The sequence below is a fragment of the Vibrio sp. Isolate30 genome (assembly GCF_022397975.1).
Classification (GTDB): Bacteria; Pseudomonadota; Gammaproteobacteria; order Enterobacterales; family Vibrionaceae; genus Vibrio; species Vibrio fortis.
The window spans coordinates 1,412,009-1,427,294 of the sequence record NZ_JAKEUS010000001.1 but is presented as its reverse complement, the minus strand read 5'-3'; the positions used below and the strand labels follow the sequence as shown (position 1 = coordinate 1,427,294).

Annotated in this window: 10 protein-coding genes; 5 read left to right on the top strand and 5 right to left on the bottom strand. The window is 47.7% G+C overall.

Annotation, left to right across the window (positions count from 1 at the left end; translation table 11 throughout):
* Positions 1 to 128 precede the first annotated feature (128 nt).
* The 4 genes from L1D60_RS06200 (at position 129) to L1D60_RS06185 (ending at position 6,340) form a co-directional block, all read left to right on the top strand.
* Entirely contained in the window at positions 129 to 1,016 is an 888-nt protein-coding gene (locus L1D60_RS06200) for an ABC transporter six-transmembrane domain-containing protein (protein WP_239840226.1), read from the top strand.
* Positions 1,006 to 2,196 (top strand): efflux RND transporter periplasmic adaptor subunit, encoded by a 1,191-nt coding sequence (locus L1D60_RS06195; RefSeq protein WP_239840225.1) that lies wholly within the window; start codon positions 1,006 to 1,008, stop codon positions 2,194 to 2,196. The genes L1D60_RS06200 and L1D60_RS06195 overlap by 11 nt, the downstream gene beginning before the upstream one ends.
* Complete coding sequence (locus L1D60_RS06190) at positions 2,193 to 5,300, top strand: efflux RND transporter permease subunit (RefSeq protein WP_239840224.1); 3,108 nt, start codon at positions 2,193 to 2,195, stop codon at positions 5,298 to 5,300. The genes L1D60_RS06195 and L1D60_RS06190 overlap by 4 nt, the downstream gene beginning before the upstream one ends.
* 89 nt (positions 5,301 to 5,389) lie before the next feature.
* Complete coding sequence (locus tag L1D60_RS06185; protein ID WP_239840223.1) at positions 5,390 to 6,340, top strand: AraC family transcriptional regulator; 951 nt, start codon at positions 5,390 to 5,392, stop codon at positions 6,338 to 6,340.
* Between the two features lie 76 nt (positions 6,341 to 6,416).
* On the opposite strand, the gene fruA is transcribed toward L1D60_RS06185, so the two are convergent.
* Genes fruA through fruB form a run of 3 tightly spaced genes read right to left on the bottom strand, consistent with a single transcriptional unit; the run spans position 6,417 to position 10,291 of the window.
* The gene (fruA, locus tag L1D60_RS06180) at positions 6,417 to 8,153 is read right to left on the bottom strand and encodes a PTS fructose transporter subunit IIBC (protein ID WP_239840222.1); all 1,737 of its coding nucleotides are present in this window, start codon (positions 8,151 to 8,153) and stop codon (positions 6,417 to 6,419) included.
* Positions 8,154 to 8,167: 14 nt separating this feature from the next.
* Positions 8,168 to 9,148 (bottom strand): 1-phosphofructokinase, encoded by a 981-nt coding sequence (gene pfkB, locus L1D60_RS06175; protein ID WP_239840221.1) that lies wholly within the window; start codon positions 9,146 to 9,148, stop codon positions 8,168 to 8,170.
* A gap of 9 nt (positions 9,149 to 9,157) precedes the next feature.
* A complete protein-coding gene (gene fruB, locus L1D60_RS06170) occupies positions 9,158 to 10,291 on the bottom strand; it encodes a fused PTS fructose transporter subunit IIA/HPr protein (protein WP_239840220.1) in 1,134 nt (377 codons plus the stop codon).
* 384 nt (positions 10,292 to 10,675) lie between these two features.
* Between fruB and cra the strand changes: the two genes are divergently transcribed.
* Positions 10,676 to 11,680 carry a catabolite repressor/activator gene (cra, locus tag L1D60_RS06165; protein WP_239840219.1) on the top strand — a complete coding sequence of 335 codons (1,005 nt, stop codon included), beginning with the start codon at positions 10,676 to 10,678 and terminating at the stop codon, positions 11,678 to 11,680.
* A 93-nt stretch (positions 11,681 to 11,773) separates the two neighbouring features.
* On the opposite strand, the gene L1D60_RS06160 is transcribed toward cra, so the two are convergent.
* Both L1D60_RS06160 and L1D60_RS06155 read right to left on the bottom strand, forming a co-directional pair.
* A complete protein-coding gene (locus L1D60_RS06160) occupies positions 11,774 to 13,582 on the bottom strand; it encodes a bifunctional protein-serine/threonine kinase/phosphatase (RefSeq protein ID WP_239840218.1) in 1,809 nt (602 codons plus the stop codon).
* Between the two features lie 138 nt (positions 13,583 to 13,720).
* Positions 13,721 to 15,190 (bottom strand): NarK family nitrate/nitrite MFS transporter, encoded by a 1,470-nt coding sequence (locus tag L1D60_RS06155; protein ID WP_239840217.1) that lies wholly within the window; start codon positions 15,188 to 15,190, stop codon positions 13,721 to 13,723.
* Positions 15,191 to 15,286 lie beyond the last annotated feature (96 nt).

The following is a 15,286-nucleotide window of genomic DNA, read 5'->3' as shown; positions in this document are numbered from 1 at the left end:
AAACAAGATAACGGGAGGGAGGTAATCAAAAGGTAACCAAAGATAAAAACCTCAATACAGCAATTTGGGACACTTTTTCCAACGTCGAATTAGTAATACTGACGCCATAATTATTTACGGGGTCAATAATGAGCTTCAAACAACCCATCTCACTGTTCACCATCATCCGTTTGAATCTTTGGAAGGTTCTCTTGACGTGGCTGATGGTACTTATCGAAAACATTATGCTGATTCTATTGCCTCTGTTTATTGGTTTCGCAATAGACGGTGTACTACAGCAGGATCTGCAACCCCTATTGATGCTGGCCTTGTGCTTGTTTGTACTGGTGATTGTTAGCGTTGCTCGTCGTTTCTACGACACCCGTGTTTATGGCTCTATTAGAGTTAAGCTTGCGAATTTGGTCGAGAGAAACCTACGAGGTTTAGAGCTATCAGCCAAAGATGCGCGCTTGACCATGTCCCGCGAATTGGTCGATTTCCTCGAAGACGACCTGCCTTCCTTGATGACGGCGGTAGTTCAACTGATTGCCACTGTGGTGATCTTGGCAACCTTCGATCATTCACTGGCGTTATCTATGTTGGGGGCGGGCATTGTAATGCTGATCATCTACGGATTATTTCATCACACCTTTACTCGTTTGAATGGCGAATTTAATGATCAAGTTGAACAGCAAGTCTTGTTGCTCGGCGCGGCTAAATTGTCTGCTATTCGACATCACTTTGAACGCCTCAAACAGTGTGAAGTGAAACTTTCCGACACTGAAGCCATTGTGTATGGATTTATCTTCACGCTGCTGTTTTCTGCGGTGCTGGGTAACTTATGGCTAGTGAGTTACATGGATTCACCGACGCCGGGGCAGGTCTTTTCGATTGTGACTTACTCATTGGAGTTCGTTGAAACGGCGGTGCTACTGCCAATTACCCTACAAACCCTTTCTCGACTTGGTGAAATCAGCCAGCGTCTTAATCAAAAAACCAAACAACAGGTTATGAAGGAGAAGCCTTATGAAGTTTAAAAAGCCGCTTTCCATTGCCCTCGGCTGTGTGGCGATTCTCGCTGCCTTAATTCTTGTCGATGAACTCGAACCCGATCCGGTCACACTGGAAGAAAAAGAGGCCATTCTTGCCCCTGTGTCTGTAATTGAAGTGACGCCAACTACCTATGAAGCCTCATTGAATCTGTTGGCCGTCACACAGTCACGCTGGCCAATTCAACTCAAGGCATCAAGCAGTGCTCAGCTAGCTTGGGTCAACTTGGCGATGGAGCCGGGAACATTAATAAAAGAAGGCGACGTATTGGCTAAGTTAGATAACAGTGCACTGCGCTCCAACGTTGCGATGGCTCTGAGCCAGGTCAAACAAGCGGAACTGAATCTAAAGCAAATAGAACATGAACAAACCGTGGCACTCAAAATGCTCAATCCAAGTAAAAGTTCCGCGTTTGCCCGCAAAGAACCACAGGTTGCAGCGGCCAAAGCCGAGTTAACTCAAGCAAAACAGGCTTATCAGAGTGCGACAAAATTACTTAAAGAAGCCACCATCGTTGCGCCCTTTGATGCAGTGATTTTGAATCGTCATGTGAGTCCAGGAGAGTGGATAGAAGCGGGACAAGCCACGTTTGATCTGGCTGCTAGCGATTCGATTGACGTTGCGCTACCAGTATCTGAGTTACATTGGGCAAGAGTTCAGCAAGCGGTACTTAAAGGGCAAGAAGCTTCTCAGCCAGAGATAATCGTGGTTGGCCGCTCTGGACAGCGTTGGCCAGCCGCAGTGCGCTATGTTTCGCCAAACGTTGATCCGGTTACTCGCCAACGACAAGTCGTGCTCTCGGTTCAAAACCCATATCAGGTGCCACGTTTGTTCCCAAATCAACAGGTTGAGGTAAAGGTGAATCTTGGTGAACAAACTGACGTGAGTTCGCTTCCGATAAGCAGTTTAACGCGCGACGGCTATGTCTGGACGTTAGATAGTCACGATCAATTGCAAAAAGAGCGAGTGACACTGGTAGAGGAGACTCAAGAGCAAGTGCATGTGAAGTTCTCTGATCATAAACAAAAAACTCGCTCAGTGGTTAAATATCCTTTGTCTTCAATGTTAGCGGGTAAGCAAGTTGCCCCGATTCGCACGGTTGAGGCGCTTGAATTAACGACAGCTATCGCCTCTAAAGCAACGCAATCGGAAGAGGTGACGCCATGAATTGGTTAACCAAGTGGTTTATCCATAATCCAGTTGCTGCCAACCTACTGATGATGGCGATTGTGGTCAGTGGTGTGCTCTCGTTTGGGCACCTTAGGGTTGAGTCTTTTCCTCAGATCGCACCGTCGTCGGTGGTGATTAATGTGGCGTACCCAGGAGGTACCGCGCAGCAGATTGACGAAAGTGTCACGCAGCGCATTGAAGAGTCGATCAGTGGTATCGCAGGTATTAAGCAGATCACCAGCCAATCAAGCGCAGGTATGTCGCGAGTGGTGGTACGCAAAACCAGCTCAACCGATTTAGACAAACTGTTGGATGATGTACGCAACCAAGTCAATGCGATAAATGGGTTTCCCGTACAGGCAGAAAAGCCACAGGTAGTTCGCAACGAGTTTACCAATCTTGCGGCATTCGTGATTGTGTCTGGGGATCGCAGCGATGCAGAGCTTCAACCGATTGCGAGGCAAGTTGAGCAAGCACTAAAAAAGCACGCTCAGATATCCAAGGTATCGAATTGGGGTTCACGAAATCCTCAGTTGATCATCGAGCCAAAGCCGCAAGAGCTTGAGAACTTGGGCATTACGTTAGAAGAGCTCGCGCAGTTGATTGAGCAACGCTCGTTTGAGTCTCGAACTGGTGAGCTTCTTAGCAGCAAAGGCCGCGTGATCATTCGTGGTGACGGCTACGCAGATGACTTGCAGAAGCTCAATGATTTGGTTGTGATCGCAAATGCAAACGGCAAAGTGCGATTGGGTGATATTGCCAAGCTTAGCCGAGCCTATGAACAGAGCGGTTCCATCGTCCGAAATAACGGTTCGAATGCAATTGCACTTCTGATAAGCACGAGCCAAACCGATAACTTACTTAAGGTGAGCGAGGCGGTTCAACAAGTGCTTAAAGAGCAGCGAGCACAGCTGCCGTCTGATATTTCGCTGGATACCATGGCGGATATGGCACCTTACATCGAAGAACAACTATTTCGCTTAGGTGACAACGCATGGCAAGGGCTATTGATTGTTATTGTCTTGTTGGGGCTGTTTCTTGAACTCAAGCTAGCATTCTGGGTCGCGGTCGGCATTCCCGTTGCGCTCGCAGGCACGTTGGTTTCCATGCAGCTAACGAATTACAGCGTTAATGATATAACTCTGTTTGGCTTCATTTTGGTGCTCGGGATCTTAGTAGATGATGCGGTGGTTGTGGGTGAGGCAATCCACGAAAAGCGGACGCCATCGCCATCGCCAGCGGGAAAGGCGATCGATCCCAAGCTTGCAGCGTGGCAAGGCGTTCACTCGGTATCGGTTGCAACTGTCTTTGGCGTGCTTACTACCATCGCTGCCTTTTCACCGATGCTGTGGATCAACAATGAATTGGCTAAGGTGTTGGCGGGCTTCTCTGCAGTGGTGATCTTCGCATTGATTTTCTCGCTGGTGGAGAGCAAGTTCATCCTGCCTTCGCACCTTGCGCAGATTGAATCTAAACCGCGTCGAAACATCATTACACGAATCCAAGGTAAGGCTCAGCAGGCGCTTCAGGCGTTTAACCTGCGAGTTTATAAGCCCGTGCTGGAGCATACGTTGAACTATAAGTTCGCGTCGTTATTGGGGTTTGTTGCCATGATCACCTTAGCATATGGAATGTGGTCGAATGGCGCTATCCGAAGCGCACTGTTCCCTGAGATCCCAGGGCGTTACGTTACCGCAAAAATCGAACTGGAAGATGGTGCGCCACTGCCGTTACAGCAGCAAGCACTGTCACAAGTTGAATTAGCAATGGCGAAGGTTGAGCAGAGCTTGATGGATGATTTTCCTTTAAGCGAAGCTCCAGTGGTTAACCTACTAGCGTGGTCAGACGGTTTTGGTGAGATTGAAGTAACAGCGGAGCTAACAACTGAATCACTCAGCACTTTACCAAGTAACCTATTGATTGACCGTTGGCGTGGTGCTACAGGAGCCGTAGAGGGAGCGTATTCGACTCAATTTAGCGCGGCAGAAGAGCCTGCAGGTGGTACCTTCATTACGGTATCAGCAAGTGACAGGTTACTGGCTAAACAAGTGAGCCAATTACTGTCTGAAAAACTTGCCAGCTTGAGCGGCGTTTCAGATGTGTATGACGATGGACAAGCCGGTTCGCCGCAGGTGCGTATTGTGGTAAATCGATTTGGTGAACAGTTGGGGCTAACGCAAGATAAACTCGCAAAACTGGTTGGTGAGGCTTATGGTGAGCGAGAAATACATCGCCTGCTTGAAAAAGGGCAAGAGACCAAGGTTTTACTGCAATATGCAAGAGAGCACCGTCAGACGCTGTCTCAGTTAGAACAAGCCATGATTCGCCTACCTGATGGTGGTTCGGTGTTACTCGGCGATGTTGCGAGCCTTCAATACGAACAGGAGCCACAAGTCGTGTACCGTCGTAATCGCGAGCAAGTGCTTAACCTATACTGGAAGCAGAATCGTGATATTCAATCGCCAGAGCAAACTATGGCGCAGTTGGATGAGACCATCACAGAACTGGAAGCTCAATATCCTGACGTCACGATAAGAGCAGGGGGCGAATTTGAAGAGATTGGCGAGGTTTCGTCAGGCTTTAAAACCGCCATGATCCTCACTCTGTTGTTGATTTACATTTTGCTGGCAGTGCCACTTAAATCTTACTGGCAGCCCTTTATTATTATGGCTGTGATTCCGTTCGGCTTTGCCGGCGCGATCTTCGGCCACTACATCATGGATCTGCCAATCAGTTTGCTCTCTATGTTTGGGATGATGGCGATGACAGGTATTGTTATCAATGATTCATTGGTTCTCATCACTCGATTTAACTCGGAGTATCGAAGTGGGGTACCGCTGCAGAAAGCCTTGGTGATTGCAGGAACCAGTCGACTACGAGCAATATTCCTGACGACCATTACTACTGTGTGTGGTTTGTTACCGCTGCTCAGTGAAACGGCAGAGCAGGCGCAGTACTTAAAACCTGCCGCAGTCTCGCTGGTGTTTGGTGAGCTGTTTGCTACGGCGGTCACCTTAATTTTGATTCCGGTGCTGCTCGGTTTATTTTGTCGCAAAGCGCCGAAAATCGAGCAAACGTCGCTTTCTTTAGACTACGCATAGCCTTTAGATTACGAATGGCTTTTAGAGAACGCATAGTGACGGATATTACATTAGAACTCGGGCATCGATTGCCCCATATTGGAAAGAGCATGAGTAACAAGGACGAGAAGAACCAATCTATGTTAGAACCTAGACCGGCATTTCAATTGGTGCCGGAGGTGGCGTTGTTGAAATCTCTTCCGGATCATCAAAAGAAGCGTTTCACTCAAGCTCTGACCATGATGCATGAAGAGTGGGCAGAGCGACGTACTTGGGAAGAAATCGCGACTGCCGCTGCGATTTCTCCGTATCATTTTCATCGCCAGTTTGCTGAATTGTTCCATGAGACACCGGGCCAATACCTAGGTCGAATCCGGCTACAGGTGGCGGTGAGTTTGCTATTGAACGATGAGCCGTGGAGTGCAATGGAGATAGCCCAATATTGCGGCTTCTCTTCGTCTCAAGCGCTTGGTAAAGCATTGAAAAGAGACCTCGGCGTGACTGCCAAACAAATTCGTAGAATGGGATACGAAGCGACTCCACGAGAAACCGCAGATTTCCTTAAACGGCTTGCACACCCGACAGGAAGTGGATCGATAGAGAGCCAGCTTGCTCAATCGATTCCAACCGAATTGGTCTGGTACCCACAACGAAGCATGAAAAACTTAAAGCTAGATGACCCTGATTGGGACACTGTATTTGAGTTGTATGGTAGAAAATCGACTAAGTTAATGAGCACCACACCATTAAAGCAGATGCGCAAAACATGGGATGAGATTGATCTCTGTATTGGCAATTGGCAGGCGGACCCTAGCCAGCATGATGTGATCATTGCTGAGGGTTACTACTTATGTAGCGAGGTTTATTTGGTATCAGATGTAGCATACAGCGCTGCGTTGGAGTCATTGTTTCAAAGTGCTGAGCAACAAAAGCTCCGACTCGATACTCAAGGGCACTTAGTGGAGATGATTCGTCAAATTGATACAACGGATGTTGAAGGTGTGACTTTCTCATTTCAGTTACCAGTGATTGTCGATGATGTCGAATCGGCTACAAATTAAAGAAACAAAAAGGCTCCTCAATTGAGGAGCCTTTGCTTATAAAGTCACTTTATCGGAGCTTAGCAGAATAGGGGGATTATGCTTCTGCTGTTACTTTTGAGTCGCTCATCTTTTTCAGAGCTGCGTAACCGAAACCAGTAACCGCCGTACCTGCTGCAATTGCTACTAGGTACATCAGCACAGGAGAGATAGCACCCGGAATCAATAGTACGAACAGACCACCGTGAGGAGCCATCAGTTGTGCACCGAACAGCATTGATAGAGCACCAGTCAGTGCGCCACCAGCCATACATGCAGGGATAACACGCATTGGATCTTTCGCTGCGAATGGAATCGCACCTTCAGAGATGAAACATAGGCCAAGTACGAATGATGCTTTACCCGCTTCACGCTCGCCCGCTTCAAACTTGTCTTTCACTAGGAAAGTTGCAAGACCCATACCTAGAGCAGGAACCATACCCGCTGCCATGATAGCCGCCATTGGTGCGTAAGTTTGTGAAGCCAATAGACCAACACCGAATGTGTAAGCCGCTTTGTTTACTGGGCCACCGAGGTCGAAACACATCATTGCGCCTAGAATCACACCCAGAAGAATCGCGTTAGACGTACCCATGTTGTTTAGGAAGTCAGTCATTGCGCTCATTACGCCAGAAACCGGACCACCTACGATGTACACCATTACCAAGCCAGTAAATAAGCTCGCGATAAATGGAATGATAAGAATCGGTTTAAGGGCTTCCATAGATTGTGGAAGTTGAACCTTGTCAGCAATGAACTTGGCTGAGTAACCTGCGATGAAACCTGCTGCGATACCACCTAGGAAACCTGCGCCTGTTGAGCTCGCCAACATACCGCCGATCAGACCCGGAGCCAGACCCGGACGGTCAGCAATTGAGAATGCAATGAAACCAGCCAGAACCGGAATCATCAGAGCGAATGCCGAACCACCACCAATGGTCATCAGTGCTGCTGCTAGTGTGCCTTCTTCTTTGAACGCTTCGATACCGAATACGAAAGAGAGTGCGATGATCAAACCACCCGCAACCACGACTGGAAGCATGTGAGACACACCGGTCATTAGGTGCTTGTATACGCCTTTCTTCTCGTCAGCAGGTGCTGCTTGTGAAGACGATGCCGTGTGTTGGTATGGCGTTGCTTCTGCGAACGCTTTTTCAAACTCTTGAGTCGTTTTCTTAAGTGCAGGACCCGTCGTTGTTTTGTATAGCGGCTTGCCGTTGAAACGATCAAGTGGAACGTCGATGTCTGCGGCGATGATGACTAAGTCTGCTTCTGCAATTTCTTGGTCAGTCAGTTGGTTTTTCGCACCCACTGAACCACGTGTTTCAACCTTGATTTGGTGACCAAGACGTTGACCTTCATTCTCTAGCGCTTCAGCGGCCATGAAGGTGTGTGCAACACCAGTAGGGCAAGCGGTGATAGCGACAATCTTCTTCGCACCACTTGCTTTAACTTCTGTTTTCGCGGTGGTGACTTGTGAAGCGTCTAGCTCTTTCGCGTTCGCAACCGCATTCTCTAGAAATGCTTTTGCGTCTGCAGTGCACTCAGAGATTGGCGCTTGGTAGACTTTTTTGCCGACAAAGCGCTGTGTGTCTACGTCCGTGTTTGCCGCAATAACGATGGCATCGCTGCTTGCGATCACTTGCTCAGAAACCGCTTCACTTGGAAGAACGGTTGATTGGCACTCGATGTTTGCGCTCCAACCTAGTTCCTTAGCTGCCTTCTCAAGTAGACCTGCTGCGATGATGCTGTTTGCAACGCCACTCGGGCATGCTGTGATAATGGTAATATTCATAGTAAACCTTTGTCCTATTTGCTTGACTCAAACTGGCCAGTTGGAGTGTTAAGCGCCTGTAATTGGATATTTTGTCGTACTGAGTCCAGCTCTTCTTGGCTGGTTAAACCAACGCCTACTTGAGACACAGCAAGTGCCGAAAGGGCGGTAGCGAATTGAATAAGTTCTGCTTTAGGCATCAGCTGCATGTGACCCCAACATAGGCCAGCCACTAGGGTGTCACCTGCGCCTACTGTGCTCACAACTTGCATGCGTGGCGGTTGAGCGTGCATCCACTCTCCGTTGTTGAGCCACATCACGCCATCAGCGCCTAATGAGACCACGATGTTCTCAATCCCTTTCTCGCTTAGCGCTTGGCCTGCAAGTTGGCATTGGTCACGGTTAGTCAGTTCAGCATTGAACAGCTGAGAAAGCTCTTCGTCGTTCGGTTTGATAAGCCATGGTTGAGCATCGATACCGGCTTTTAATGCGTCACGACTGCTGTCGAATAGCACTTTTTTGCCTAGGTCATGCAGGCGTTGTACCCAAGAAGCACATAGCTCAGGAGAAACACCTTGTGGTAGGCTGCCCGCAATCACAAAGTAATCGTGGTCTTCAGCCAGTTCCATCAGTGTTTTCTCGAACGCGTCAATCGCATCTTGATCAACGGGTACGCCCGGGAAGTTGATGTCGCTCACTTGACCTGAGTTCTCAACCAGTTTTACGTTAATGCGCGTTGCACCGTCGACACGAATGAAGCGGTCGGTTGCTCCCATTTCAGAGAACAGTTGGCAGAACGCTTCTTCATTGTTGCGACCTAAGAAGCCTGTTACCGTTACTTTTGCACCCAGTTCTGACAGCACTTTTGCTACGTTAACTCCTTTGCCTGCGGCATGCAGAGAGCCTGTATTAACCAAGCTCACTGAGCCTACATTGAGCGTATTCACGCTGCCCGTTAGGTCCAAAGCCGGGTTCAGCGTTACGGTTACCGCTTTGATTTGCTTTAATTCAGTCATAGCGAATCCTCAACCTTCACCAAGGCCAGAAGCGATAGCTTTACCAATGGCTTCGATAGCTTGTGCTGCGTCGTCACCTTCTGCAGTGAATTGAAGCTGGTGGCCGTGTTTCACACCAAGCGCGATGACTTTCATTAGGCTCTTCGCGTTTACTTCTTTGCCATCGCCATCTAGGTTTGATACGCGAATTGCCGAATCGAATTTCTTCGCTTCTGCGACCAGCATTGCACCCGGACGAGCATGCAGACCGTGCGCGTTCTTAATCTTAAATACCGCTTGGTTATCTGAACCTTCGCCAGAAGTGCTCGGTGCTTCGCCTTTGAGCTGAGCAATTACGCCTTCGATGTCTGATTCGATCAGCGCATTTTGTTTGCCCTCGAAAACCAGTTGGCTTAGGTTCGCTAGGATGTTTTGGTGAGCACTGTTACAAGCGGCAAACGCAACCAGTGCCTTCACTTGAGTACCTTCAAACTCACAATCATTCGCCGTAGAAACAAAAGATACGGCTGTGCGTGTTACGCCTTTGTCGCTACCAAGAAGCCATAGACCTTGACCAAGGTGAGTTGGCGTTTTGGTTACTAGGTCAGCAACGAATGCGTTGTCTGCACAACCTGTGTTTTTCAGTAGGCCGCCAGCCACTGCCGACATTTGCACCATGTCGCTTGCTGGGAACTTAAGTTGAACTAAAGAAGCATCTAAATCTGCTTCAAGTTGAACTTCACCGTGAAGTAGGGCGATGATTTCATCTTCTGTTTTCGCTTGTTGCAGCTTTTGCTCAACGCCGTCAGCAGAAAGAACTTTGGTTAGCCGTTTTAGAATGCCTAAGTGCTCGTCTGATTTCGCCGCAATACCGATCGCGACATAAACGCGGTTGCCGTCTGCCCAGTCGATACCTTCAGGGAAGTGGTGTACTGCAACGCCAGTCTCTTTTACTAAACCACGGGTGTCAGTCGTGCCATGAGGAATAGCGATACCGTTTCCAAGGAAAGTGGAGTTTTGATTCTCACGGTTCAGCATTCCTTCTAAGTAACCTTCATCAACCAGACCTTTTTCAGTTAGTTTGCCGGCAATGTTACGAATAGCTTGGAACTTATCTTGCGCAGATTGACCAAGCGAAATGTCAGATTTAGTTAGTTTAAGCATGTTGCCTCTTTAGCTTATTGCTTTGTTTGAGCGTGTCGCTTCATAGTTGCTGTATGTCCGATTCGCGTTCTGCTTAATCAGTGTTGAACACCTTGCTGAACGTCAAGCTGAATCGGTTCAGCAAAAAGAGTAAAAAAATTCAGCAAAGCCCAGTTCTCTTGTTAAAACTGATTTGCTGTTATCTGTTTCTACTATTGTGCCTCGCTGTCTTTAGAAGATAGTCATCAATCTCAATGTTGCTAAAAAAAGATGATTCGAGTCACTTTTCAGATTTTGCTGAATCCTTTCAGCTTTCATACTGAATCGATTCAGCATATAATTCAACTATTCCGAGGATCAGAACTTTGGTTATATGATCCTACGCACAAAATACAGGTCCTTGATATGACACTTGATGAAATAGCGAAACTGGCGGGTGTATCAAAAACCACAGCAAGTTATGTGATTAATGGTAAAGCTCAAAAGTACCGCATTAGCGAGAAAACACAGCAGAAAGTGATGGCTGTGGTGAACGAGCATAACTACCGTCCAGACCACGCTGCATCTTCATTGAGAGCAGGTAACAGCCGTTCGTTTGGTTTGATTATCCCAGACCTAGAGAACAGCAGTTACGCCCGTTTAGCAAAACTGATCGAGCAGAATTCTCGTAAAGTGGGTTATCAGATCTTGATTGGATGCTCAGATGATGACGCCGAAACCGAGCGAAAAGTCGCTGAAGCTTTGGTGAGTCGTCGTATTGATGCTTTATTGGTTGCGAGCTCAATGCCAGATGCCAACGAGTTCTATTTGCAATTGCAAAACTCTGGTACGCCCGTGATTGCGATTGACCGTCCGTTAGATGATGAGCATTTTGCTTGTGTAATCAGTGAAGATTTTGAGGCAGCGTTTGAACTAACCCATTCAATTCTTGATGACAATATTCACAGTATTGGTTTGATTGGTGCGTTGCCCGATCTAAACATCTCTCGCGAACGTCACCTTGGTTTCGAAGCTGCAAACAAAGCGCACACTCAACAGACAGGGCTTCAAGAGAACAAACCCACGGTTGTCGGTTATGGCGAACACTTTGACCGAGAGTCAGGTCGAGAAGTGTTTGAAGAGTGGATTGCAAAGGGCACGGTTCCAGATGCGATTGTGACTATGTCTTACACCTTGCTAGAGGGTGTACTGGATGTGATGGTCGAAAAGCCAGAGCTAGTCAACCAAGTGAAGTTAGCAACCTTTGGTGATAATCGACTATTGGATTTCTTACCCTTCAAAGTACACTCACTACCTCAGCAGTTTGAGGTGATCGCCGACAGCGCTTTCGCCTTGGCGCTAAATGCGTCGGCAAAACGTTATCAGTCAGGCATTGAATTGGTGCCACGAAGCCTAGTAAAACGCAGCTAGCCTGCCTAATTACTTCTACAAGAGCTTATTCGCTTCCAGAACTGTTCATTTGCTTGCAGAAGCCTTGGCGCCTTAATGGTGTGGAGGCTTTTTTCATTGAATCAAGATGCCAAACTCGACCAGTGCCACAATACCTAATAGCAAAGCCAGCACCTTCCAAAACTGAATTGGATTACGGTTCAACAAAGGTTGTTTGGTTTTGCGCTTCACCAGCTTAGAGTTAGGTGTATAGAGATCAGAGATAAAGTCACCCAGTACGGAATAGCGCTCTGTTGGATGTTCAGCACAGGCTTTTTGCAATACCAGATCAAACCAAGCGGGAAGGTCGGTCCGCTGCTGGGTGATTGGCTGATAATGCCATTGATGATGACGAGACTGAGCCAGAGAGCGCGGCGTCATTTCTGGGTAGGGCAGTTGTCCGGTTAGCATTTCATAGCCGATCACCGCCACAGAGAATAGATCGGAACGTGTGGTCGCAATGTTCTGCTTTATGGTTTCTGGGGCAATGTAGTTGACCGCGCCGAGGGGAATCGCATCTTCTTCAACAGGTAACCCTTCTTCGATACCACGAATCAAAACCGCACCAAGGTCGATGAGCTTAATATCGCCATTGGGGAGCAGCATGATGTTTTCGGGTTTGAGGTCGCGGTGTACCATATCTGCACGCTGCAGTACTCGAATGCCCTGAATGATCTTCTCTAAAATAGTGCGTACTTCTGACAGGCTTGGTTGTGGGTTGTCGTACATCCACTGCCTTAGCGTCACGCCTTCAACCATCTCACACACTTGATAAAGAAACTGAGAGTGCTCATCGGTCGGATAGACCTTCATAATTCGTTTATTGTTAAGCAGCATCCCAGCCCACTGCTCGTTATAAAACGCTTTTAATTGCGAAGGATCATCGTGATATTGCAGAGAGGGGACTTTAATCACGAACTCCTTTTGTGTTTGAGCTTGTATTACTCGATACACGTGGCTGCGCGTTCCTGAATAGAGCACCTCTAATACCTGAAACTGATCAATCATCTGGCCGAGCTTGAGAACCGGAGGAATAACACGTGTTGCCAGCTTCTCGTGAAACTCAATCAACGACGGCTTAGGCAGTTGTGTTACTTCAATCATTAAGCAGCTGACGTTGTCTTTGCTGTGCATGGCCAGCGCCTTGTTACAGATCGCTTGTGTCGCCAGTTCGAAATCGTTTTGGTTATCGGCACCCTCGATCAGATCTGCTTCATCGACAAATTCATGCACGCCATCGGTGGTCAGGATAAAACGGTCTTTTGCTTGAATAGGTAGAGTTTGATAGTCCACATTCAGTTGACTATCCATACCGAGCGCACGAGTCAGATAATGGGTGTTGACGATGTTATTGCGGGTATGATCGCGCGTTAGCTGTTTAATTTTGCCATCGCGAATTAAATAGATTCGGCTATCTCCGACATGGAAGATATGCGCCGTATTTGATTTGAGAATGACCGCACTAAAGGTCGACACCATGGTATTGTGCGCAAGCTGTTTGTCATCATCCAGCTCTGAAAATGAGGCGTTGAACATCCAAGAGTTGAGAGAAGTAAGCACCTTTTTTGCAGAACGCTGAATGCTCCAACTCTCAGGCGTAGCGTAGTAATCCGTAATGAACTGCATCACGCTAGTGTGACTGGCTTTCTGCCCTTGTTCACTGCAACTCACACCATCGGCAATACACGCCACGCTGCCCTTGAACTCTTGTTCGGCTCGGGTTTGAGGGTGCTTAACGATAATCGCATCTTGATTCTCGCTTCTTACCCCTTGGTGTGAATAGCCACCAAAGTTGAGTCTGAGTTGATTGCTCGCTTGTGGAAGAATGCCTTGCGCTGTCTTTGGATCGACTGTGGTTTGGCTTTGGCTAAATGAGAGAGTCATAACGTCCTTGCTCCTATCTGCTCATTGTTTGAAAACGAAGGGAAAGAACAAAAGCTCTGGTCATAAACAAGAGCTTTTGAACGAAGTAACCGAGTGTTGCAGTCTCGGTTACTTCTCCCGATATCATTCAATGAGTGGCTAGCTCGATACGTTAATCAGTGTCACGCTACCATCATCATTCACTTCCGCAATTTGGCCGTTTGGCTCTTCCATGAACATTAGAGTAACAAAGCCAAGTACTGCGGTTGCCGCAATCACTAGGAAGAATGTTTGGTAACTCACGAAAGAAAGTACCGTTAGGTAAACCACCGCACCCACGTTACCGTAAGCGCCCGTCATACCAGCAATTTGACCCGTCATACGGCGCTTAATTAGAGGAACGGTTGCGAATACCGCACCTTCACCTGCTTGCACGAAGAACGAACACGCCATTGCCGCAACGACAGCCAGCCATACAGGCCATGTGCTGTCTACTTGGCCCATTGCAAAGTAACCCACTGCTAGACCTGCTGTTAGGATAAGTAGTGTCGGTTTACGACCGAATTTATCTGAAATCCAACCACCACCAGGGCGAGACATTAAGTTCATGAAGGCATAAGCCGAAGCTACCATACCCGCCAGAACCGGTGTCAGTTCGAAGGTTTCAGAGAAGAACAGAGGTAGCATAGAAACTACAGCCAGCTCAGAACCAAAGGTTGCGAAGTACAGAACGTTCAATACCGCCACTTGCTTAAATTTGTATTGGTGAATCTCTGGTACTTCTTCTTTGAAGACGTTCTTGTTCACTTTCCAAACTTGAGTGATTTCGTACACATACAGTGCTGCGAGTACGGCATATACACCATAAACCGCTGTATCTGAAAGCATGCCAATGCCTGATGGTGACAGTTTCCAAGCCAGCAGAGCCAATGCCGCGTACATAGGGATCTTCATGATGAGTAGAAAGAAAAAGTCACCCTTAGATGTCACTTCCATTGCGGTTACTTGCGCAGGCTTGAAGTAGGTAGAACCTTTTGGTGTGTCTGATACGTTTTTGTAGAAGACAACGGAGAACAGCAGGCTCATTGCGCCCGTTACACCTACCGCGTAACGCCAACCTTCATCGCCACCGAAAACCAGTGCCAGTGTTGGAAGGGTAAAGGCCGCCGCAGCTGAACCAAAGTTACCCCAACCGCCGTAGATGCCTTCTGCAGTACCAAGTTCGTTGTGCGGGAACCATTCAGACACCAAGCGAATACCGACCACGAAGCCTGCACCGATGAAGCCCAGTAGGAAACGCGCGATGGCTGCTTGAATGAACGAGTCAGCGAGTGCGAACATGAAACACGGAATCGAACAGATCGCCAGTAGAGCAGAGTAGACGAGTCTTGGACCATAACGGTCGGTCAGCATACCGATGGCGACACGCGCTGGAATGGTCAGAGCAACGTTTAAAATCAGAAGGGTTTTAATCTCTTCAGTGGTCAAACCTAGGCTTGTTTTTACCATTTGTAGTAGTGGTGCGAAGTTAAACCAGACTACAAAGGTGATGAAAAAGGCGATCCAACTGAGGTGCAAGATTTTCATCTTACCTGTAAATGAAAGCAGCGAAAATTTTGAGTTATCCATGTATTAAATCCTTTAAATATGGAAAGTGTCTAGAGTTCTAAATATCTAGCCGTTCACATGCCAACTCCGTAGCGAACCTTAATTATAGGCGGCTAA